Annotated in this window: 20 protein-coding genes and 1 pseudogene; 4 read left to right on the top strand and 17 right to left on the bottom strand. The window is 32.6% G+C overall.

Annotated features, from left to right (window positions below; translation table 11 throughout):
• Window positions 1-21: 21 nt before the first annotated feature.
• From LQ617_RS07830 to desA, 6 genes are all read right to left on the bottom strand, one after another.
• Window positions 22-963, bottom strand: coding sequence for a tagatose 1,6-diphosphate aldolase (locus LQ617_RS07830; RefSeq protein ID WP_204252702.1), 942 nt, complete (start codon window positions 961-963; stop codon window positions 22-24).
• On the bottom strand, window positions 960-1,895 hold the full coding sequence (locus LQ617_RS07835; RefSeq protein WP_239740132.1) for a 1-phosphofructokinase family hexose kinase: 936 nt from the start codon (window positions 1,893-1,895) through the stop codon (window positions 960-962). Before LQ617_RS07835 ends, LQ617_RS07830 begins: the two co-directional genes overlap by 4 nt.
• Window positions 1,896-1,907: 12 nt before the next feature.
• Entirely contained in the window at window positions 1,908-3,008 is a 1,101-nt protein-coding gene (locus tag LQ617_RS07840) for an SIS domain-containing protein (RefSeq protein WP_239740133.1), read from the bottom strand.
• A gap of 55 nt (window positions 3,009-3,063) precedes the next feature.
• Window positions 3,064-3,774 carry a GntR family transcriptional regulator gene (locus LQ617_RS07845; protein ID WP_196308191.1) on the bottom strand — a complete coding sequence of 237 codons (711 nt, stop codon included), beginning with the start codon at window positions 3,772-3,774 and terminating at the stop codon, window positions 3,064-3,066.
• Between the two features lie 98 nt (window positions 3,775-3,872).
• Complete coding sequence (locus LQ617_RS07850) at window positions 3,873-5,051, bottom strand: YbfB/YjiJ family MFS transporter (protein WP_239740134.1); 1,179 nt, start codon at window positions 5,049-5,051, stop codon at window positions 3,873-3,875.
• A 593-nt stretch (window positions 5,052-5,644) separates the two neighbouring features.
• On the bottom strand, window positions 5,645-6,622 hold the full coding sequence (desA, locus tag LQ617_RS07855) for a Delta(5) desaturase DesA (RefSeq protein ID WP_239740135.1): 978 nt from the start codon (window positions 6,620-6,622) through the stop codon (window positions 5,645-5,647).
• A 314-nt stretch (window positions 6,623-6,936) separates the two neighbouring features.
• Here desA and LQ617_RS07860 point away from each other — a divergent pair, with 314 nt between their 5' ends.
• A complete protein-coding gene (locus LQ617_RS07860) occupies window positions 6,937-7,170 on the top strand; it encodes an AbrB/MazE/SpoVT family DNA-binding domain-containing protein (protein ID WP_159316174.1) in 234 nt (77 codons plus the stop codon).
• 87 nt (window positions 7,171-7,257) lie between these two features.
• Here the strand turns inward: LQ617_RS07860 and LQ617_RS07865 are convergent, their stop codons facing one another.
• The 6 genes and pseudogenes from LQ617_RS07865 to LQ617_RS07890 form a co-directional block, all read right to left on the bottom strand.
• Entirely contained in the window at window positions 7,258-8,334 is a 1,077-nt protein-coding gene (locus LQ617_RS07865) for a M42 family metallopeptidase (protein WP_126477329.1), read from the bottom strand.
• 73 nt (window positions 8,335-8,407) lie between these two features.
• Window positions 8,408-9,076, bottom strand: coding sequence for a uridine kinase family protein (locus LQ617_RS07870; protein ID WP_239740136.1), 669 nt, complete (start codon window positions 9,074-9,076; stop codon window positions 8,408-8,410).
• Entirely contained in the window at window positions 9,066-9,653 is a 588-nt protein-coding gene (locus tag LQ617_RS07875; protein WP_239740137.1) for a YdeI/OmpD-associated family protein, read from the bottom strand. The genes LQ617_RS07870 and LQ617_RS07875 overlap by 11 nt, the downstream gene beginning before the upstream one ends.
• A gap of 118 nt (window positions 9,654-9,771) precedes the next feature.
• Window positions 9,772-10,511, bottom strand: a pseudogene (locus LQ617_RS07880) (GTP pyrophosphokinase).
• Between the two features lie 185 nt (window positions 10,512-10,696).
• A complete protein-coding gene (locus LQ617_RS07885; protein ID WP_239740138.1) occupies window positions 10,697-12,022 on the bottom strand; it encodes a 6-phospho-alpha-glucosidase in 1,326 nt (441 codons plus the stop codon).
• 20 nt (window positions 12,023-12,042) lie between these two features.
• Entirely contained in the window at window positions 12,043-13,620 is a 1,578-nt protein-coding gene (locus tag LQ617_RS07890; protein ID WP_037590360.1) for an alpha-glucoside-specific PTS transporter subunit IIBC, read from the bottom strand.
• A 150-nt stretch (window positions 13,621-13,770) separates the two neighbouring features.
• Here LQ617_RS07890 and LQ617_RS07895 point away from each other — a divergent pair, with 150 nt between their 5' ends.
• Window positions 13,771-14,520: a MurR/RpiR family transcriptional regulator gene (locus tag LQ617_RS07895; RefSeq protein WP_037590359.1), complete on the top strand. Its 750-nt coding sequence runs from the start codon at window positions 13,771-13,773 to the stop codon at window positions 14,518-14,520.
• 48 nt (window positions 14,521-14,568) lie between these two features.
• On the top strand, window positions 14,569-15,525 hold the full coding sequence (locus LQ617_RS07900) for a 2-hydroxyacid dehydrogenase family protein (RefSeq protein WP_191836113.1): 957 nt from the start codon (window positions 14,569-14,571) through the stop codon (window positions 15,523-15,525).
• A 22-nt stretch (window positions 15,526-15,547) separates the two neighbouring features.
• On the opposite strand, the gene LQ617_RS07905 is transcribed toward LQ617_RS07900, so the two are convergent.
• Window positions 15,548-16,987, bottom strand: a complete 1,440-nt coding sequence (locus tag LQ617_RS07905) for an aminotransferase-like domain-containing protein (protein WP_239740139.1) — start codon at window positions 16,985-16,987, stop codon at window positions 15,548-15,550.
• Between the two features lie 96 nt (window positions 16,988-17,083).
• Between LQ617_RS07905 and LQ617_RS07910 the strand changes: the two genes are divergently transcribed.
• A complete protein-coding gene (locus LQ617_RS07910; RefSeq protein WP_239740140.1) occupies window positions 17,084-17,695 on the top strand; it encodes a LysE/ArgO family amino acid transporter in 612 nt (203 codons plus the stop codon).
• 532 nt (window positions 17,696-18,227) lie between these two features.
• On the opposite strand, the gene LQ617_RS07915 is transcribed toward LQ617_RS07910, so the two are convergent.
• From LQ617_RS07915 to LQ617_RS07930, 4 genes are read right to left on the bottom strand one after another with little or no spacing between them, the layout of a single operon-like run.
• Window positions 18,228-18,617: a tautomerase family protein gene (locus LQ617_RS07915; RefSeq protein WP_191836115.1), complete on the bottom strand. Its 390-nt coding sequence runs from the start codon at window positions 18,615-18,617 to the stop codon at window positions 18,228-18,230.
• Between the two features lie 23 nt (window positions 18,618-18,640).
• Complete coding sequence (fba, locus tag LQ617_RS07920) at window positions 18,641-19,480, bottom strand: class II fructose-1,6-bisphosphate aldolase (protein ID WP_159316167.1); 840 nt, start codon at window positions 19,478-19,480, stop codon at window positions 18,641-18,643.
• A gap of 24 nt (window positions 19,481-19,504) precedes the next feature.
• Entirely contained in the window at window positions 19,505-20,524 is a 1,020-nt protein-coding gene (iolG, locus tag LQ617_RS07925) for an inositol 2-dehydrogenase (protein WP_204255197.1), read from the bottom strand.
• A gap of 13 nt (window positions 20,525-20,537) precedes the next feature.
• Complete coding sequence (locus LQ617_RS07930) at window positions 20,538-22,127, bottom strand: solute:sodium symporter family transporter (protein WP_037590352.1); 1,590 nt, start codon at window positions 22,125-22,127, stop codon at window positions 20,538-20,540.
• Window positions 22,128-22,161: the final 34 nt, after the last annotated feature.

Genomic DNA, 22,161 nt, shown 5'->3' on the forward strand with positions numbered 1-22,161 from the left:
TTTACACCACCTGTTCTTTGTTTATCTTATTGGAGTTGCTGTCTTCTGTATGATGTCATTGAGCGTTTTTAAATTATGAATGCCTTCACTGTTCAACCATTCTTTAGCAGCTTCTTGACCTTGTTCTTTAAGTACAACAGTTCCACCTTGCCATGTTGCACGTCCGCACAATACACCATTGAAATGCGCACCACTTTCATGTGCAAAGACAAGTGTATCTTTAAATTGTTGTGAAGTTAAGCCCCCACTTAAATATATGTAAGGTATTGAAGTTGCATTGTCTTGTTCTTTAAAATATGATGCCGCTTCATCTTTACTAAAGACATAGTCTTCTGCAAAACCTTCGACATAGTTCATATTAACGGGTGTTTCAACTTTAAGGACGTCGACGTTATACTTTTCATCGCTAAAAGCTTTCATCGCCTCTATCACTTTATGTGGTCTTACTTTAGCATACGATCGACCTTTTTCATCACCTATTTGATCATCATAAGTTAAGATTTCTAATAGGAATGGAATATTCTCTTCGACCGTTTCTTGTCCAACTTGTTGCACTAAATCTTTCTTTACATCATTAATATCATCCGGTTCATCGACGTCATAATAGATGAGTAATTTAATACCGTCAGCACCCATCTCTTTTAATTGTTTAACAGATAAACCTTCAACTAATCTTGGTAATCTACCGACTACTGATTTATCGTATCCAGTTTGTTCATAAGCTAAAATTAATCCAGCATCTTTAGCCTTAGCTTGTATGCCATCTTTACCATATTCAGGGTCTAATAGAATACTAGAACCACTTGGTGAAAGTGTTTCAGATACAAGCTTTTTAAATAATGCCACATTATCATCCGTTCCTTGTTCACCTAGTAATCTTTTGAGTGCACCTCTTTGGTCAACAGCAATTGCAGCGAATATCCCTTTGTCATCGACGAGTTTATTAATATCTTTATTTGTCATCCTAATTTCTCCACTCCCACTTTTTTGATTAAATCATCCACATCTTGTTGAATGATTTTTCCCGTTGCAGCTTGCATCGCATTTGAAGTACCACACGCTAATGCTGTTTGAATTGTCGTTACAGGATCTAAATCATGCTCCACACTATAAGCGATACCTGCTACAGTAGCATCTCCTGAACCTACAGGATTAACCGCATTTATATTTGGTAAAGTTGCTTGATAAAACGACTCTTTTAATTTAATAATCGCACCTTCAGAACCAAGCGTTACAAATACATCCACATCTTTAAACAACTGATTTGTTTTTAGAATCTTGAAAATGTCTTGGTGACTTAACCCCTTTTGATGAACTAAGTCTTCAAATTCTGATTGATTAGGTTTTATCGCATGAATATGAGCACTCTGTCCTAAAATTGCTTTTAACGATTGACCATCTATATCGACTATGTTGTAACTATTCGTTAATGTATTTAAAATTTTAATCATATATGCAGTCTTTGACTGATTCATTAACTTTGGTGTGCTTCCGCTGATAGTTACAACTTTGTATTGATGGGCAATATCCGCCAATTGTTTAAGATACAACGCTTGATATGCTTCAGATACTTCAGGTCCAGCTTCAAGAATTTCCGTTTGATGTTCACCGTCGTTAATGGCGATGCACTGTCTTGTATTACCTTCTATATCTATGAATTGAAGTTGAATATTTCTTTGTTCGAGTTGTGTTTGAATCCATTGTCCATTCGTTCCACCTAAATAACCTGTAGCTGTCACGTCTGCATCTAAATCATCTAGAACTTTCGTCACATTTATACCTTTACCGCCAGCATTTTTAATCATTTGCGTTGGTCTATGCACCGCCCCAATTTCAAGACTTTCAACTTGATAGCTGATATCGATAGATGGATTTAATGTATTGGTCAAAATCATTCTTCTCACCCTTTAGCTATATGAATATATTGTTACCCCTTTAACAACACGATTGATAAAGCCATCTGGACTCGGATTATCAGGATTCAAGCCAAGTTCGACAGATTTTTTACTTGCTAATAATTGACCAAACATTAAATAAATCAGACCTATTTCAAAGTCGTTATAATCCTCAATATTCGGTATTTGTGTACTTTCATCTGAAGATTGACCATCTAAGATAAGCAACTGATACTTATCTTTAACTTTGTTCACTTCATTTAATAAGTCACTTTCATAGTCACGTTTATACGTTTCATTACTTCTAAGTAATATAAAAATAGACCCTTTCTTTAGTCCTGCTTTAGGACCATGTCTAAACCCTAATGTCGTTTCTCTAGCAATCTCAACATGACCGCCTGTTAGTTCGTTTAATTTCAAGCTAACTTCTTTAGTAAGCTCACCTAACAAACCAGTTCCTACGTAGAATACTTTTTCAAATGATTTTTGTAATGTTTGATCTGCTAGTTCTTCCAAATATTCAAATAGCGAATCTGCAGTATCATAAAAGCCATTCGTAATCGATCCATTAAATAATAAATAACCTGCGACAAGCATTGAAGAAAAGCTTGATGTCATTGCTAATGATTTATCATTTGTTTGTTTAGGTAGAATCACTTTAAAAACATGTTTTAAACTTTCTTCAGTTGCTAAATAACCACTTTTATTATTTGTGATAAATAAATGATGTACGTTATCTGATAATTGTTCGACTAAATCAATCGTTGCTTTCGTTTCAGGACTATTACCAGATCTAGCAAATGATACAATTAAATACGTCGTTTCTGAATCTATATACGCTTCAGGACTCGTCACAAAGTGTGTCGTTGGCACAGATTCAAAATCCCACTTAGGCATATGTTTCGTATCAATTGCTGTTCTTAAAATATCTCCGACATATGCTGATGACCCTGCTCCCGTAAATAGTACCTTTAACTTCCCAGTTGCGTTTTCCTCTATATCTTTAATGAATTTGTCAAAATCTGATTTAATATCTTTAATAATCTCTTCTGTTAATTGCCACATTTCAGGTTGTTGTTTTATCTCTGAATATGTGTCCGTTGTGTTTAACAATACTTTCCCCTCCAATGTTGGTAATGTTGTCATAACCAGTTTGTATATATAAAGACTATATTAAGTCTACTGTGTACTTATAGTCTTTACCGCTTGCAACACTCTCTGTGTACTCAATAATCTCATTATTTACAAAACTATATCTTTCTATAAACATACAAGGATCATTAACATGCTTTTCTAAATGTTGCGCTTGTTCTTTAGTTATATTTTTTGCTGTTAATGTTTCATAAGCATGATTGATTTGAATATGGTAATGCGTATTTAATGTTTCATATAATGAAACTTCATTAAAATCAAATCGATCTAACCCTTCGCAATTCTTTAAAGGTAAGTAACTAGTCTCAAACACTAACGGTTTATCATTGGCTAATCTTAACCTTTTAAGTTCATACACTTCTTGAAATGATTTGAGCTGCATTTTTTCTTGAATATAGATACTTGGCTGTATTCTTTGAATACTTAACACCTTTGTACTTGCTTTGTCGCCGCTTTTTTCAACTTCATCTTTGAAGCTATAAAGATTGTTCATCTTCTGATTATATTGATTACCTAATACAAAAGACCCTTTACCATGTTCTCTTTGAATTAAGCTTTCCGCTTCTAAGTTATCTAGCGCTTCTCTAATTGTAATTCTGCTAACATCATATTCATCGCAAAGCTTTCGTTCTGACGGTAACTTGTCGCCTTCTTTGTATTCACCAGAAATAATCTTATCTTTAATCTTTGTGTAAACTTGATAATATAAATGTGTATTTTTTAACATCTCAATCATTCCTATTCCAACTGGTTATAACCAGTTTTAATTATAAATCATTCTCTTTAAAATGTAAACGCTTTATAAAAATGTATATTTGCACTACTCTAACTTTTAGGTCGATACGGTCTTATGCTCATAAATATTGCGACAAGAGCGAGTATCAATAATGAAGAGGCAAATATCAATGCGCCATTATAGTTATTAGAACTTCCGATAAGAATACCTGCAAAGTAAGGTGCCACAACTTGTCCGAGACTATAGATAAATGTTAGTAAAGCGACTAAATTTCTTCCTGAGACAGCACTCATAAGCTGGCCACGCGACATAAATAAAGTCGTTAAGCCTAAGAATGTCCCACCAAACAAACATGAACTTATGACTAAACTTATAATATTATGCGAAAACACCGGTAAAATCACGCCAATAATTTGAAGAATGAATGCTAAATATATCGCTTTAATAAATCCAATTTTATTGCCTAAAATAGACCATAATACACATGAAGGTATTGCTGCCATACCCACAAACATCCAACTAAGGGCTGCATATTCTTTTAAATCAGGAATTGATTCAACAATCGCAACTAAGAACGTTCCTGTGACAATATATCCTGCACCTTCTAACAAATAAGCAATTGAGAAACATACCATAAACCATTTTGTATATAATGTGCTATTTTGATCATTTATATGTATTGTCTTTTGTTTTAAGTTAACAGGTTCTTTAATTTCTTTCATAAAGAATATAACAATAAAACCTAGTACCAATGAAGCGATACCTAAGATAATCCATGTTGATGCCCAAGTATTATAATCCGTATAAATTTGAATAAATATACTACTTGTAAAGATACCAATCCCTACACCACTATATAAAAATCCAGATAAATGAGATTTCCCGCCTTTATTTAAAGACTCGAGCACAACATTTGAAGCTAACACAAATACAGTACCACTTGTTATACCAGCAATGAATCTTAAAATATTCCATACAATAAAACCTTGCGTAACACCCATCAATAGAACAGAGATAATATTGATTAATAAATAAATTTTTAAATCTACGACTTTACTTTTAATAATTAAAAAGGTCGGAATCATCGCACCAATTAAATATCCTAAGTAATTGACCGTAGCCAGTAAACCAGCATTTTCGTTTGTTAAATGAGTCGCCTTTTGCATAAAAGGTAAAATAGGCGTGTACGAAAATCGCCCAATTGCCATGACAATAAATAGTGATAACATTCCTAGTAGTAATTGTTTATATGCTTTATTTGCTGACAATTTATGCACCTCATTTTCTATATTTAAACATTATTATCCTCCTCATAGTATTAATATACAAGATGAATTTATAGTAAAAAGATATGGAGAATGAGTGTGATGAGGGTTGTTGCGGGTTCTTATAAACACTTCTGGCTAAACTTGTTCATAATAGGGCTCTTGTGAACACTTCTGCACAAACTTGTTCATAACGGAGCTCTTGCGAACACTTTCGCCTAAACTTGTTCATAACGGAGGTGTTAATTACAAAACTCGGCCGAAGTGTTACTATGGGCCGCTATAATTACAAATCTCAGCCGAAGTGTTACTATGGACCTCCTTAGTTACAAAAATCGGCCGAAGTGTTACTAAGGGTAGCCTTAGTTACAAAACTACTGAGAATTGTAATTACTGGGATCCTTATTTGCACTTCTCATCAAACTTGCTAATAACGGTATCAGTATTTGCACTTCTCACCAAACTTGCTAATAACGGTATCAGTATTTGCACTTCTCACCAAACTTGCTAATAACGACCTCAGTATTTGCACTTCTTACCAAACTTGCTCATAAAAAAACGGGACATGCTCAATGTCCCGTTTCAAATCATTACTTTTACGCGTGTGTTCTCTTAAATCTTAATGTATATTCTTTAAAAGTAATGAAGCATTTATTTTTCTCGTCATATAATTTATATTTCAGTGATTCTAAACTCTCTTTAATTGTTATGGTTGTTGCGTGATGTAATGGTGGTGTCTTTTCGTGTGCTTGTTCTAATTGATAGTTTGGAATTCTTGGACTTAAATGATGAACGTGATGGTAGCCAATGTTCCCTGTCATCCATTGGAATACTTTTGGTAATTTATAATATGAACTGCCTTCTATAGCGGCTTTTACATAATCCCACTCTGATGATTCTTCGAAATATGAATCTTCAAATGTATGTTGAATATAAAATAACCAAATACCTAACATACCTGCAATAAACAACATTGGTAGAAATACAAGTACAAATGGAACGGCACCTACAATAAAGAAAATACCTACATAAAGAACTAGCAAGATTATATTATGCAACCATGTGTTACGCTTTTCTTTAGCTTTCGCATTTTTAGCATTCATTCTGTTTGAAATAAACATAAGAAATATTGGTCCTAAAATAAACATTACAAACGGATGTCTATACATTCTATATTTAAATTGAGTGAATTTTGAAGCTTCATGATATTCTTCAATTGTCATAACCCATATATCACCAATACCACGTTTTTCTAAATTCCCGCTACTCGTATGATGTATAATATGCTCTCTTCTCCACTTTTCATATGGGAAGAATGTTAATAACCCAGTTATATTTCCTAACAAATCATTGTTCTTTTTCTTACTCAAAAATGATCCGTGGCAACAATCGTGAAAAATGATAAATGTTCTAATAATAAAACCAGATGCCAATACACCACATAGGATCGATAATGACCAATGCAATTGATAACTTACCAAGCCACCAACAATAAGCGCAATTAATGGGATGATTGTGTTTATAATTTGAATTGTACTTTTCTTTAAATTGTTATTTTCAAATGGTTTAACCATTTTTCGAAGTAACTTTTTCTTTTCTTTTTCGATGATTTACACTTCCTTTTTATTCAATAAATATAAAAAAAAGAAGCACTTGAATGAATCAAGTACTTCCATCTCTATTAATCATGATATAGCATATTTACAAGCTTTACAAACAAAAAATAAACCCAATAAAACGATTACTATACTACTAAAATTTATTTTATTATAATAACAAATTATAACTTGGTCATAACAGTTGATATACACACTATATTCATCTTCGAATACATATACAAAATGATACAATAATAGTATAATACTTTATATTTTATGGAGGTGTTTATGTGGAACTAATCGAAAATAAACATAGCAACAACACATCTAAACATATAAATAAACAATTACAAATACAACCAAAAGAAGTATTAGAAGACAAAGATACTAGAAAATCTCTCGTACTCGAAAAAAAGAAATCTATATCTGAATTGACAGTCGAAAATATCTTTGAAAATTATAATGAAAAACCTGAAAATACATTACTAGTATCTTTTGAAAGTATAGGCAATGAAAAATGGTAAAATAATAATCAATCTAAATATTAAAAAGTACCAAGAAAGCGATTATGCGTTTCTCAGTACTTTTTTTAAATCATTCTTTACGATTCCTTACCACATAATATTTTTAACTGTTTCATCGTTTAATGCTTTTACGATTTCAGCTACTAATTTTACTGCGTTTAAGTAGTCTTCTTTATGAAGGATTGATACGTTTGAATGCATATAACGTAATGGAACGCCGATTGAGATTGTTGGTGTACCTTCGTTTGCTACGTGAATACTACCTGCATCTGTTCCGCCACCTGTTATATTATCCCATTGAACATCAATGCCTTTTTCTTTTGCTACGTTTTTGATGAATTTTCTAAATCCAACGTGACCGATATTCGTACCGTCCATTAACAATACAAGTGGTCCGTTACCTAATTTCGTTTCGTGATCTTGCCCTTTCATACCTGGTGTATCATAAGCAATACCTACGTCCACAGCGATAGATAAATCTGGCTTAATTTTGTTAGCAGCAACTTTCGCACCACGTAAACCAACTTCTTCTTGTACAGTTGCACCTGAAACTAAGTTAATACCAAGGTCATCATTTTTAAGTTCGTTTAATACATCAACACTTAAGGCACAACCGAATCTGTTGTCGAATGCTTTTGCTGTTAAGTAGTTACCGTCACCTAAAGTTTCAAACTCAGAATAAGGTGTCACCATATTGCCGATTTCAATGCCTAGACCTTCAACCGCTTCTTTATTATCAACACCTATATCAATAAACATGTCTTTAACATCGACAGGTTTTTTACGTTCTTCTGGACTTAAAACGTGTGGAGGTTTAGAACCTATAATACCTCTGATTTCTTTGCCTTCATCTGTTGTAATCGTTACTTTTTGTGAAAGCATCACTTGGTTCCACCATCCACCAATTGTTGTGAATTTAATGTAACCATCTTCATCGATACGTGTAACCATAAATCCAATTTCATCTAAGTGACCCGCTATTAAAATTGTTTTAGAACCATTTTTAGCGTTCTTTTTCCCGAAAATACCACCTAGATTATCTTCAATAATTTCATCACTTACAGGTTCTAAGTATTCTTTCATTTTAGATTTAACATTATACTCAAATCCCGAAATACCATTAATATCTGTAAGTGTTTTTAATAATTTTACTGAATCTGCCACAAAAAAATCCCCCTTAAAATTAATTAACACTTTTACTATATCATTCTATTTAAAAAATGTATCAAACAAAGGTTTAATTTAATTGATTTTTCAGTATTTTAAACAAATTATTTGAATGATCAATGACAATATCAAAATTTTCAAGAAGAGGATGCATGAATAATTCATATTGAATACGTCTTTCATCTTGAGATGCCTTTAAAAATTCTATATCTATTCCTCTTACATGTACATCACGATCAAATCTTCTTTTCAGCTCAGTTTCATTATCCGTATAAATGTAGATGGATAAATCAACCCATTTGGAATCTATAAATGTGGTAGTCATACCTTCTAAGATTGTTACTTTCTTTGTCGCATCTAAACGTTCAGATTGTTGCCATGGTGTTTCAATCGTCATGATATCTATACCATTACGTAAAGCACGTATATCGCGTTCCAGAATATCAACATTATGCGCTTCAGGCATACAAGCCGTTACTTTCGCTTCATGCTCTATACCGTTATACATATATTTCGCCTTCGTATGTTTTCTTAAATTCGAGTTTACTATATAAGTATCTGTACTGATCAAGTTATAGTCTTTAGGGTCTAGACATTGTATTAATTCCTGACAAAATGTACTTTTTCCTGAACCACCATGTCCACTAATTCTAATCATGATTTGATGGTTAGAGCGCTTTATAAATTCAACGACTTCTTCAATCACAGCATTCATATTCTTATTACCTTCACTCATCATTTAGCCCTTTCCCGTCTAATATATGATCGATATATTTTTCTACTCGACTAACGCGTGTTGCTGGACGCTTTGCTTGACTAATATAGTATATATATTGGCGTTGTCTTCCTGGCGTCAAATTATAGAAAGCTTCTTTTAAGTTACTATTTTGCTCAAGTTGTTCTTGTAGTTCAACTGGCATTTCATATTCTTCTGTTTTCTTTAATTCTACTTTAGCACCTGACTTTTCAAGCTCGATTGCTTCTTCAACATAAGATTTAATAATATCTCGTTGCTCTTTAATTTGATCTACATTGGTAAATCTCAATTGTCTAGCAGCTTGAACATTTTTCGTTTGTTGAATCAATATTTTTTCAGGATCTTTAAGTAATGAACCTTTATGAAATAAAAGTGCACAATATTCTTTAAATCCATGTATCAATACAACATTCTTACCTTTCAATGTATAACATGGATGCATCCATTTATAATCTTCTTCTAAATCACATTCACGTATAATTTCTCTTAATCGTTCAAATTCATCTTTCCACTTTTTTTCACGTTGCATAAAAGCTTCAACTTTAGGATTTTTCTCCATTTTTTCACTCCTCAATATCATTTCCTGAATGATTTTAATTTATTATATACTAAATGATTAAAAAAGAGCAGATATCCTTAAATATAAGAAATTTCTGCTCTTCTTTGTGACTAATGTATTAATTTTTGTCTATTTTTATCATACTTTTATTCGTATCATGATAAATTTCATCATTCATTTCTTGCATTTTGCGTTCTACATTTGTTATTTCTATTGAACACTCTTTTAATTTTTCTTCATATTGTTCAGTAGATACATGAGAATTCTTATATCTTAATTTATGTTCCAAACTCGCCCACATATCCATTCCAATTGTTCGAATTTGAATTTCAACAGGTATCATTTGAACACTTTCCGCTAAAAATACAGGAATAGATACAACTAAATGTAAACTTTTATATCCATTCATTTTAGGATTTTCTATATAGTCTTTTCTTTTTAACAATTTTACGTCAGTTTGTCTAAGTAATAATTTTTCAATTGTATAGACATCTTCTAGATAATTACAAATCACTCTTATTCCCGCGATATCTTGAATATTCTCTTTTGCTGAATTCGCATTTAAAGGAAATCCTTGCGTCTTAATTTCTTAATAAGACTTGGAAATTCTTTAACACGCTTTTCCATATGGTGAATTGGATTATGTTTATAAGCAACTTGGAATTCATCGTCCAATATTTTCAACTTTGTCCCGATTTCTTCTAAAGCTGCAGCATATTGATGTTGTAGTTCTACAAAATTAAACAACTCTTCTAGCGCTTGTTCAGAAGACTGCGCGTATTCAATTTCACCTAAATTATTCGTAAATTCCTTCTTTAATTCTGCTAAATTGATTGTTGGTTTTCTTTCTATATACATAGATATGCTCCCTTATATTTTTAAATAAAAAATATATATCACTTCATCTAATTATATCATTTAAAAGTTTGCGATTAAAGAAAGTCGATATACGATTGATTGTTCTTAAACGTTTGTAAGACAAAGAAAAACGCGCAAGACTCGTAAGCCTTGCACGCTTATAAATACAAATATATTTCTCAATACTACTTTAATTCTGGCCAGTATTCTTTATTTGCTTCAATAAGGTCATCTAGTATATCTTTAGCTACTGATGCACTCGGAACTGTGCGAGATAACGTTAGTGCTTGCCATAGCTTTTGATAAGATTGTTCTTCATAAGCTTCAACTGTTAATTTCTCAACACCTACTTGTTGTTCCATTAAACTTTTTTGGAATCTTGGGATTTCACCAACTGATAATGGTTCTGGACCTTCGCTACCAACTAAACATGGAATTTCAACCATCGCTGTTGGTTCAAAGTTTGAAATGGCACCTTTATTCTCAACAATCATTAACATTCTTTCTTTCGTATTAAACGCAATTGCTCTTGCTAAGTCTACGATATAAGATGCATGTTCATCTATTGTTAATTCTGTTCCTTCAGCAGTACCTTGATCAATGATTTTTTGACATTCACCGAACACAAATTTTTCTCGTCCTGCCATTACTTCATTTGCTCTTGTATAGTCTTTGTTTGAATGTTCCACAACATAATCAGGGAAGAAGTAATATTTTAAATATGTGTTAGGTAACGTATCTTTATCAAGTGCTTGTACATCACGCGCTTTCTTGAACGTATCATTCCAACTTGCTTCTTGTTCAATATCACTGCCCGTATCTGTCGAATACCCAAATTGTTCAACGTGTTTAATGATACTTGGCATTAAATCATTACCTGACTTATCTCTTATATCTGTCCACCAACCGAAGTGATTCAAACCATAATATTTAACGACCATTTCTTTTCTAGATTTCAGCCCAATATTTGTTGCCATCAGTTCTTCAATTCCAATTGGCATATCACAAATATTTAAAATTTTAGAGTGAGGTCTTAATTTTCGAGTTGCTTCAGCTACAATTGCTGCTGGATTTGAATAATTTAACATCCAAGCATCTGGTGAATATTGTTCCATGTAATCTACAATTTCTAGTACGCCTGTAATAGAACGCATACCATAAGATATTCCACCAGGTCCACACGTTTCTTGTCCAACTACACCGTGTTTCAATGGAATCTTCTCATCTTGTTCTCTCATCGCATATTTACCAACACGTATGTGTGCCATAACGAAATCTACATTTTCAAAAGCTGTTTTAGGATCCGTACTCGCCAGTAACTTAACACCAGGCGCTCTTTCACTAAGAAGTATTTCACAAGCATCCGCAATGGTTTGTTGTCTATCACCATCATTGTCGTATAGTTTAATCGTATCAATCGGAAAATCTTCTAAATGGTCCAGTAACATTAATATAATACCTGGCGTAAATGTACTTCCGCCACCTGCTATTGTGATGTTAAATTTCTTCATTATTTATGACCTCCATATATTTATATCATCGTTTCAAATGAATCTCTTACTTGAGGTACACTAAGTCCCACAATTACTTGAACATTTGTACCACTTTTCGCTACACCATGTGCCATTTGATTATGTGTGAAATAGTCATTATCTTTTACTAAACTTGGATCTTTAACCGTTACCCTTAATCGTGTCGCACAATTTGTAACGTCTTTAATATTGTCTTTGCCACCTAATCCTTCTAAGAAATAAATAGCTTTCGTATCGTATTCTGATGCATTGTCATCCATTTGTGTATCAGCACTTGCTTTCTTAGATTTATAATCTTCTTTCGTATAAAGCTTAGCTTCTCCATCATCAGGCACACGTCCAGGTAATGGTACATTAAATTTCTCAATAATAAACTTAAATACAAAGAAGTAAATTACAACAAAGATGATACCAATGATAAATTGTGCAACGTAAGTCATACCGTGATTAGAGAATAATGGAATCCAGTTTATAGCCGCGATTTCTATCGCACCACCACCTTGAATACCCACTACACCAAATAGGTACATAATTGTAACCATTGTCGCACCTAATAATGCATGAATTAAGAATAAGTATGGTGCTATAAATAAGAACGTAAACTCTAATGGTTCTGTAATACCTGCGAAAATTGCTGTTAATCCAGCTGGTAATACTAATGCTAATACTTTTTTCTTGTTCTCTTTCGGTGTTGAAGCGTACATCGCTAACGCAATACCTAAACAACCAAATATTTTAATGTTACCTTGTAACAAGAATCCATATGGATAAAGTTCTTTAAGAGATTTAGCAGAATTTGAGAATTCTGTTAAGTGTTGAATCCAATAAGGTTTCAATCCACCGTTGACCGCTGCAGGTCCATATTCAAATGGTGTGTATATGAAATGATGTAATCCTGTTGGAATCAGTATTCTTTCTAAGAAGTGGAATAGCCAAACCCCTACAAATCCTGATTTCAACATAACACCTTGTAATGAACCGATACCTGCTTGTACTGTTGGCCATACCGCACATACGATAAAAGCGATTGGGATCATAACAAAGAATCCAATGATAACAACGTATGGTAGACCTTGGAAAATACCAACCATTTCAGGTAATTTCTTATCATAGAAACGATTATGTATCCAAATGACAATTGCTGATATGAAAATTGCACCAATGATACTTGTGTCTAATGTTGGAATACCAGCTATTTCTTTTACACCCGTTAAATTTTCAACACCCTTTGATAAATCTACACCGAACGTCTTTGGCCAAAGGGTTAAAATTGCATTAATAAAATTGTTAAATACTAAATAAATCATTAAAGCTGCTAGTGTTGCTCTACCTTGAGCTTTTTTAGCAAGTGAGATTGGAAGTCCAATCACAAACGCTAGCTCCATATGGTTGAATATTGTCCAACCACCCGCTTCAATTAAACTCCAAATTTTAAACCACATTGTGCCATCTTCAGCTATTGAACCCATAATATTTGGATTTTTAAATAATGTTGCAAATCCTACAACAATACCAAAAAATGCAAATAGTAATACCGGAACAATCATGGCACTACCAAATCGTTTAATTGCATTCATATTTTAACCCCTTTTCCTCATCAATTTATCTCAACAATATAGGAAGCGCTTACATTTGCCAATAGGTTTGACGTAAATAGAAATCACATAGTAAACTTAGATTATATTTTCATAACATGAAAATTTTTTCACTTCGAATGGAGGATTATAATGATTTTGGATAAACTGATTAATGAACATTATCAACAACTTAATGACAACGATATACATATCATACAAATGATTAATCAAAATATTCACTTGATTCATCGATTAAAAATACAAGAAATCGCCGATATATCACACACTTCAATTTCTTCTATTCACCGACTCGCTCGCAAACTTGGCTTTGATGGTTATAGTGATTTTAAAGCTTACATTAAATTAAATAGACAAACATCTAAACCATCGACAGATATCATTGAAAGTTTAGAGCAAGATTTACAACAAACTATGAAACATTTAAAAATGATCGACTTTGATTATATAAGCGAACAAATCAATCAAGCGCCATATATCTACATATATGGTACAGGTGTCGCACAACTAAACGTCGCACGTGATGCTCAACGACACTTTCTTTCTATTAATAAAAGAGTCATGGTTATTAACGACGAGAATGAACTTAAAATCGCTATGAATCAAATGAATAAAGATGATTTAATTTTCATCATTTCATTATCAGGCGAAACATCACACTTAAGAGAGAACGTCGAGATTATGCACACACGAAATATTAGTTATATTTCCATTACAACATTAAAGGATAACTATTTAGCCCAGAATGCGAGCTACAATATATATGTTAATAGTTCTCCGATAGAACTATTTAATCAAACTTCTTATTCCAGCTTCTTACCGTATCACATTGCTTTTGAAGTCATCGTACGTAAATTCAGTGAATGGAAACTTGCTCATTAGGGTATAATTATCATATAAACGATGAAAAGTTCTATAGGAGGTTACATCATGAATAAAGTATTCATAACTGGAGAAATTCCAACAGAAGGATTAGAAATGTTACAAGAACATTTTGAAGTAGAAGTCTTTGAAGGGGATCAATTAATTACGAAAGATACTTTACTTCAAAAAGTAACAGACGTAGATGCAATTATAAGTCCACTATCTACAAATATCGATAAAGAAATTATTGATCAAGCACCAAACTTAAAAATCATCGCAAATTATGGTGCTGGTTTCAATAACATTGACGTTAAATATGCGAGAGAAAAAGGAATAGATGTTACAAATACACCGAAAGCTTCAACAAATGCTACAGCAGATTTAACGATTGGCATTTTACTTGCCGTATCTAGAAGAATTGCTGAAGGCGATCAACTTTGTAGAACAACTGGATTCAACGGTTGGGCACCATTATTCTTTAGAGGTAGGGAAGTCTCCGGTAAGACTATCGGCATAGTTGGACTTGGTGAAATAGGTTCTGCTGTTGCTAGACGTGCCAAAGGTTTTGACATGAACATCCTTTATACTGGACCACATAGAAAGCCAGAACAAGAAGCTTCATTAGGGGCTACTTACGTCAGTCTTGATGAGATGTTAGAACAAGCAGATTTCATTACAATTAATGCTGCCTACTCTGATGATTTACATCATTTATTCAATAAAGATACTTTTGAAAAAATGAAAGATACAGCATATATTATTAACGCATCTCGCGGACCTATCGTTGATGAACAAGCTTTAGTTGAAGCTCTACAATCTAAAACAATCGAAGGTGCTGCATTAGATGTATTTGAATTTGAACCAGAAATTACAGATGCACTTAAAACAATGGACAATGTCGTGATAACACCGCATATCGGAAATGCTACATTTGAAGCACGTGATGAAATGGCAAGAATCGTCGCAAATAATACGATTAAGAAACTACAAGGTGGTACACCAGACTACATTGTGAACAAATAATAAAAAGATCCTCGCACTCATATTAAGAGTCCGAGGATTTTCTTTTATTTAATAAGTTTTCTTTATCGATGATCGTTCTTAATTTATAAATACTTTCTTTTATATCATGTTCATCAATATATGAATAAGAAAATCTTAAACTATGCTTTTCTTTTTCTGAATATATCTCCCCTGGATGAATGAGTAACCCTTCCTCTATGGCCAGTTGGAATAACCTTTTTAAATCAATACTTTCATTAAATTTGAACCATATATAGAAAGACCCTTCTACTTTAGACCATCTACCAATATCTAAGAAAGATTCTGTTAAAGCATCTTCCATCATATCTTTGCGCCTTTTTAAATTGCGTTTAATGTCTTCAATATGTGTCTCATGGTAATGTTCTAACCATTTAGTAGCTATAAATTGAGAAATCGAACTTGCACCATAGTCATTTTGCATTTTTAAATCTGCTAAATGATTAATGACCCGTTCGTTACCAATTAACCACCCTATTCTGAGACCCGGGCTAACTGTTTTAGAAAGACTTCCTAAATACAGCACATTATGACTTGTATCAAGCTCTTTCATAGATTTAGGTATCGGACCTTCAAACCACAGCTCACTATATATATCATCTTCCACAACAGGAATACCCTTCGCTTTACACTGTTCAAGAATTTGTTCTTTCTCTTTCAATGTATATGTGTGTGATGTAGGATTGTGCAATGTAGGATTACAATAAAATATGCTATTACTGTAATCTTCATCTTCTTTAAAAATCGCCTGAATATTGTTTCTTATATAATCAATTGATAAAGGAATCATTTTGGAATGAATTTTGTGCCAAGTTCTAATTGAATTGATATAAGATGGTGTTTCAACGATAATTTTTGATTTAGGAATTAATAATCCATCAGCTATCAACTTCAAACCTTGTAATGCACCAGAAGTGATACAAATTTCTTCTACACTACACTCAATACCTCTTTTTTTAACTAGTTCTTTAATTTGTTGCCTCAACTTAATATTTCCTTTAGGTGCTTCATAATTTGAAGTCAATTGACGACTTAAATCTTTAGAAATGATTTCATGAAATGTATCATTAGGTATTAATTCTGGCGAAAGTTCGCCTGTCCCTAATCTCACCATGTTAGGTATAAATTCGCATCGATTAATTTCTCTAATATAATATTGGTTGTTCTGGTTAATACTATTACCTATATAATCTTGCCAATTTAAATTGTTACTCACATACTCATTCCATTTATTTTTCGAAACGTATATCCCTTTTCTTTCTTTACTTTCAAGCACGCCATAACTTTTCAAAATATCAATAACGTGTACAATTGTTGATCTATTTACACCATACTTTTGTGTTAAAGCTCTTTGCGAAGGTATTTTCATACCAACTTCTAATTGTCCATTATTAATATCTCTTAACATATCATCTATAATTTTTTGGTAGATAGGTTTTTCCATAAATGTAACTCCAATCTGGTTGGGCATAAATTTAATTCTGGATGATTTCATTGTAGCTTATTTCTTTTATACTATACAAAAAGGAGGTTCAATCAAATGTTTCAAGCAGTCATCCACGGTCTTTTATTAGCACTCGGTTTAATTTTACCATTAGGTGCTCAAAATATATTTGTTTTTAATCAAGGTGCAAATCATAAAAGCTTAAATAAAGCTTTACCCGTTGTTATTACAGCTGGTCTATGTGACACATTACTCATATTACTTGCAGTGTTTGGCGTATCACTCATCTTAAATCATTATCCATCACTGCAATTAATCATATATATCGTTGGATTAATTTTTCTATTGTATATGGCTTGGACGTTATGGAACGAAAAATCATCAAGCAATGGTTCAGACTTAGCAATATCAGCTAAAAAACAAATCAGCTTTGCATTATCTGTATCATTACTCAATCCACACGCCATTATGGATACAGTAGGTGTTATCGGTACAAGTGCATCACTATATTCAGGGTATGAAAAAATCGGATTTACAGTAGCAACAATCTTTATCTCTTGGTTCTGGTTCTTCGGACTCGCTATAGCAGGTAAACAAGTCGGCATGTTTGATAAATCAGGTAAATTTATCATCATATTGAATAGAGTATCAAGCATCATCATCTTATTCGTCGCAGCACTCATTATTAAAAATATAATCAATATGTAGAATGAGGTAAATGTATTGCTTGGGATTTAAGGTGGGGGTTGTGGGGCTCATTTTCGCGTATTTTTTAAAATTTATTACCCGCTAACGATCTTGTTTCACTTTCTTGAACGTTAGAATTTCTAACGATCTTGTTTTCGAGTCTTGAGCGTTAGCGCCCCGTTTTCACGCATTTTTTAAAATTTATTGACCGCTAACGATCTTGTTTCACTTTCTTGAGCGTTAGAATTTCTAACGATCTTGTTTTCGAGTCTTGAGCGTTAGAACTACTTTTTTTCAGTTTTTGAGCTCATTTTCGTGCGCTAACGATCTTGTTTTACTTTCTTGAACGTTAGAATTTCTAACGATCTTGTTTTCGACTCTTGAGCGTTAGAACTACTTTTTTTCAGTTTTTGAGCTCATTTTCGTGCGCTAACGATCTTGTTTACGATTCTTGAGCGTTAGATTAGTTTAAACAAAATAAATGCTGGCACTAATTTATTAATCAGTGTCAGCATTTATTAAAAAGTAGAATTTCATCATTATGTTTAACTTTTTATAAAGTTCCATTCAAAAATTGTGCTTCTCCTTTGAAGAAACTCCAATCTTCATCTGTATTCTCGACTATACTAAACATAACGTCTTCTTTTCTTATATTTAATTTGTCATGCAACTCATTTACAACTTCTCTATAGAACTGTACTTTTTGTTGTTGGGTTCTTGGTCTTGTAATAATCGTGAAAATTATAACACCCTCTGTTCGCTCTACACCTAATCCAGTATCTAATATTTCCATCTCATAATCTTCATGTTGCGTAACTATTTGATATCTATCACCTATTGGCGCATCAAATGCAGTTAGCATTGTTTCATATGCTATATCCAATATTTGTTTGATTTCACTCTTTTTTCTTCCTTTTATTATATCTATTTTCATTAAAGGCATATTATCCACCACTTATCGTCTTATTATACTTTGCCATTAGATTGGCATTTATAAATAATTGATTCAACTGTTCGTTCGATTGCTTTTTTACTTGGGTTCAATATTTGTTGTGGATTAAACAAACTTGTATCGTTAGTTAATACTTCTCTAAGTTCATTACTCCACGCAATATTTATTTCTGTATTAAAGTTAATTTTTGCGTGACCTAATTTTATCGCTTTCACTAAATCTTCGTCTGATATACCTGATGCACCATGTAATACTAAAGGTATATCAATTGTTTCTTGAATTTCTTTCATTTCTTTAAATCCTAAATTAGGTTCACCTTTATATTTACCATGTACTGACCCGAGTGCTGGTGCCAATGTATCTATATGTGCTTTTTGTGCTAAGTTTATACAATCTTCTAACTTCGCATATTGTACATTTCCTATGACACCGTCTTCGTTTCCACCAATTGCTCCAACTTCACCTTCTACAATCACGTTATTTTTATGTGCATATTCTACTACTTGTTTGGTAAGTTCTATATTTTCTTCAATTGGTAATTTAGACCCATCAAACATAACTGAATCATAACCAGCATCTACTGCTTTCTTACACCCTTCAACAGTTAAACCGTGATCTAGATGTATAATTACTGGTACAGTTATATTCATTGACTCTATTTTATTTCTGATTGTTTTACAGATAAAATCATACCCACCTAAAAAGTCTATAATTTTATCTGTCGTTCCTAAAATAATGGGGGAACGTGTTTTCTCAGCAACTTTTAAAATACATTCAATCCATATTAATCCGTTAACATTAATTTGTGGAATAGCATAATGTTCTGTCTTTGCTTTGTGTATAAATGTATTCATTCTATAACGTTCCACCTTCCTTTTTTAAAGTGTCTTTGGTTGTTTATTTAATAGCGACTTAGGTTCATTTGATAGTAACGACTCTTTACATTTCACAGCAATTTCTTGAGCTTTATAGCCATCTTCTATTGAACAAATTACATCAGTGTCATTTAAGATAGCTTCAATAAATCCATCCATTTCTACTTTATAAGCGTCACTATAACGTTCTAAGAAGAAGTATGGCGGATTGTCTTTAGATATTCCTTCAGCTCTATGATAATTTAATGTCGTTGTTTGTTCATTACCTACATCAATTGCACCTTTATCACCCAATACTTCAACTCGTTGATCATATCCATATACACTTCTTCTACAGTTTTCAATCATGGCCATTGAGCCATTTTCGAATTTAAGTGTTACAAGTGCTGTATCGATATCATCATATTGAGCAATTTCAGGGTTTACAAGTGCACCACCAGTTGCATACACTTCTGTTATTTCAGATTGCATTAAATATCTTGCCATATCAAAGTCATGAATCATCATATCCATGAAAAGCCCACCTGAGCGTTTAATATATTCTACTGGTGGTGGCTCTGGGTCTCTTGAAGTAATCCTTAATGTTTGAATATTACCAAGTTCACCTTTATTTAAAATATCTCTTAACTCTTTGAAGTTTTTATCAAAACGTCTATTAAAGCCCATTTGCAGTTTCACATTTGATTGTTTTACCGCTTCTAATGCAATTTTTGCTTCATCAATAGACAAACTAATCGGTTTCTCGCAGAAGATGTGCTTTCCTTTTGCACTAGCTTCTTTAATGATATCTACATGCGTATCGGTAGGTGAACATATTACTACTGCATCTACCTCAGGATCATTAATAATATCCATATGATCCTTAGTTTTATTTTCTATTCCTGCTTTTTTGATCCAATCTTCCATCTTGTCGCAATATAAGTCTGAAATCCACTTAATATTTACATCTTTATGTGTTCTTAAATAATTTATATGTAATTGGCCAATTCTACCTGCTCCAATTACTCCGAATGTTAGTGTCATATTTTTCTTCCTCCTATGCTAATCCGAGTGGTGAGAATAATACGTATGTGCCAATAACTACAAATATGATAATACCACCTACTAAATATCTATGTTTCCATGGTGTGATATCTACTTTTGCGTAATTTACACTGAAATCAAACTCATCAGATGGTTTCCATTTATTGAATAACATCACTATAAGTAAATCTACAAAGAATAGTACACTTAATACATATAAGAAATGTATTTCTGTAATCAAAACTTTTGAAAGCGCATACAATACAATGTGTAAAATAAACATCACTTTAGCGCCAAGCTGTGATGTACGTTTTACAAAAAATCCTACCAATACAAGTACTAAAAGTGGCATGTTATAAATACCATTAAACTCTTGTACAACTGCATATAAACCTTGTGGGAACAGAGAAATCATTGGTGCAATTATTACAACAATTACACCTACTAATACTGTAACCAATCTACCAATTCTTGATACTTGTTTATTACTAGCTTCTTTGTTGATAATTGATTTATAAAAGTCTAAAGAGAACAAAGTTGCTGTACTATTTAAAGATCCAACAAACGAACTTAGAATAGCACCAAAAATAACTGCTCCAAATAGACCATATGCCCATTCTGGTAATACTTCATTAACTAGCATTGGATAAGCATTATCAGGATTTGTAACTTTGTCTCCTAACATATTGAATGCTAATACACCTGGAAATACTAAGAATAAAGCACCAAAAATTTTAAATGTACCTACATACATAGCACCCTTTTGTGCTTCTTTTAAACTTTTACCAGCAAGTGCTTTTTGAACAATCATTTGGTTAGTACACCAGAAGAATAAATTGTTGAAGAACATACCAAAGAACAACGTTGGCCATGGTACTATCTTAGAATCAATCGCACCCAGTGAATTGAGTTTTTCCGGCGTGTTCTGAACCACTTTATCAAACCCATGTAAGAAGTTTCCATCTCCAAAAATAATGAGACCTAAAGTTGGTATAGCAAGTCCACCTATAATTAAACCGACACCGTAGATAGAATCACTATGTGCACTTAAAGATAATCCACCTATGAATAAATATATAATTCCTACTATACCTATTACTGTTGATATTAAAATAACTGCAGTCATATCGCTTATATTTAGCATTTCACTTACATTGAAAATTTTATTAAACACTAGTGCACCAGAATATAAGACAACTGGTAAGAATGAAACAACATAAGTAAATATGAATAATAAAGATACGAGTCGTTTCGTGAAAGTATCAAATCTCATTTCAATAAAATCTGATATTGTATCTACACCATACCTAAAATATCTAGGTAAAAAGACAAGTGCTAATATTACAATGGCTACTGATGATGTTACTTCCCATGCCATAACTTCCATACCTGCAACGAAACTTTGACCATTTTGACCAACTATTTGTTCTGTAGATAAATTAGTCATAATAATTGTAGAAGCAATTGTAAAACCTGTTAAACTTCTACCACCCATAAAGAATCCATCTGAATCTTGAGTATTAATCTTTCTACTTCGTAAGTAAGCATATACACCGACACATATAACAACTAAAACAAATGAAATTGCTGCAAACATACTCATGATAATTCTCTCCCTTTAGGAGCCCTTAACTCCT

It is taken from the genome of Mammaliicoccus sp. P-M59 (assembly GCF_022386135.1).
Taxonomy (GTDB): Bacteria; Bacillota; Bacilli; order Staphylococcales; family Staphylococcaceae; genus Mammaliicoccus; species Mammaliicoccus sciuri_A.

Coding starts and splice junctions, on each gene's coding strand:
- LQ617_RS07890 (WP_037590360.1), bottom strand. CDS start 13,620: ATGAATGCAATTAAACGATTTGGTAGTGCCATGATTGTTCCGGTATTA.
- LQ617_RS07845 (WP_196308191.1), bottom strand. CDS start 3,774: ATGTTAAAAAATACACATTTATATTATCAAGTTTACACAAAGATTAAA.
- LQ617_RS07910 (WP_239740140.1), top strand. CDS start 17,084: ATGTTTCAAGCAGTCATCCACGGTCTTTTATTAGCACTCGGTTTAATT.
- fba (WP_159316167.1), bottom strand. CDS start 19,480: ATGAATACATTTATACACAAAGCAAAGACAGAACATTATGCTATTCCA.
- LQ617_RS07930 (WP_037590352.1), bottom strand. CDS start 22,127: ATGAGTATGTTTGCAGCAATTTCATTTGTTTTAGTTGTTATATGTGTC.
- LQ617_RS07870 (WP_239740136.1), bottom strand. CDS start 9,076: ATGATGAGTGAAGGTAATAAGAATATGAATGCTGTGATTGAAGAAGTC.
- iolG (WP_204255197.1), bottom strand. CDS start 20,524: ATGACACTAACATTCGGAGTAATTGGAGCAGGTAGAATTGGCCAATTA.
- LQ617_RS07895 (WP_037590359.1), top strand. CDS start 13,771: ATGATTTTGGATAAACTGATTAATGAACATTATCAACAACTTAATGAC.
- LQ617_RS07900 (WP_191836113.1), top strand. CDS start 14,569: ATGAATAAAGTATTCATAACTGGAGAAATTCCAACAGAAGGATTAGAA.
- LQ617_RS07885 (WP_239740138.1), bottom strand. CDS start 12,022: ATGAAGAAATTTAACATCACAATAGCAGGTGGCGGAAGTACATTTACG.
- LQ617_RS07830 (WP_204252702.1), bottom strand. CDS start 963: ATGACAAATAAAGATATTAATAAACTCGTCGATGACAAAGGGATATTC.
- LQ617_RS07835 (WP_239740132.1), bottom strand. CDS start 1,895: ATGATTTTGACCAATACATTAAATCCATCTATCGATATCAGCTATCAA.
- LQ617_RS07875 (WP_239740137.1), bottom strand. CDS start 9,653: ATGGAGAAAAATCCTAAAGTTGAAGCTTTTATGCAACGTGAAAAAAAG.
- LQ617_RS07915 (WP_191836115.1), bottom strand. CDS start 18,617: ATGCCTTTAATGAAAATAGATATAATAAAAGGAAGAAAAAAGAGTGAA.
- LQ617_RS07905 (WP_239740139.1), bottom strand. CDS start 16,987: ATGGAAAAACCTATCTACCAAAAAATTATAGATGATATGTTAAGAGAT.
- desA (WP_239740135.1), bottom strand. CDS start 6,622: ATGGTTAAACCATTTGAAAATAACAATTTAAAGAAAAGTACAATTCAA.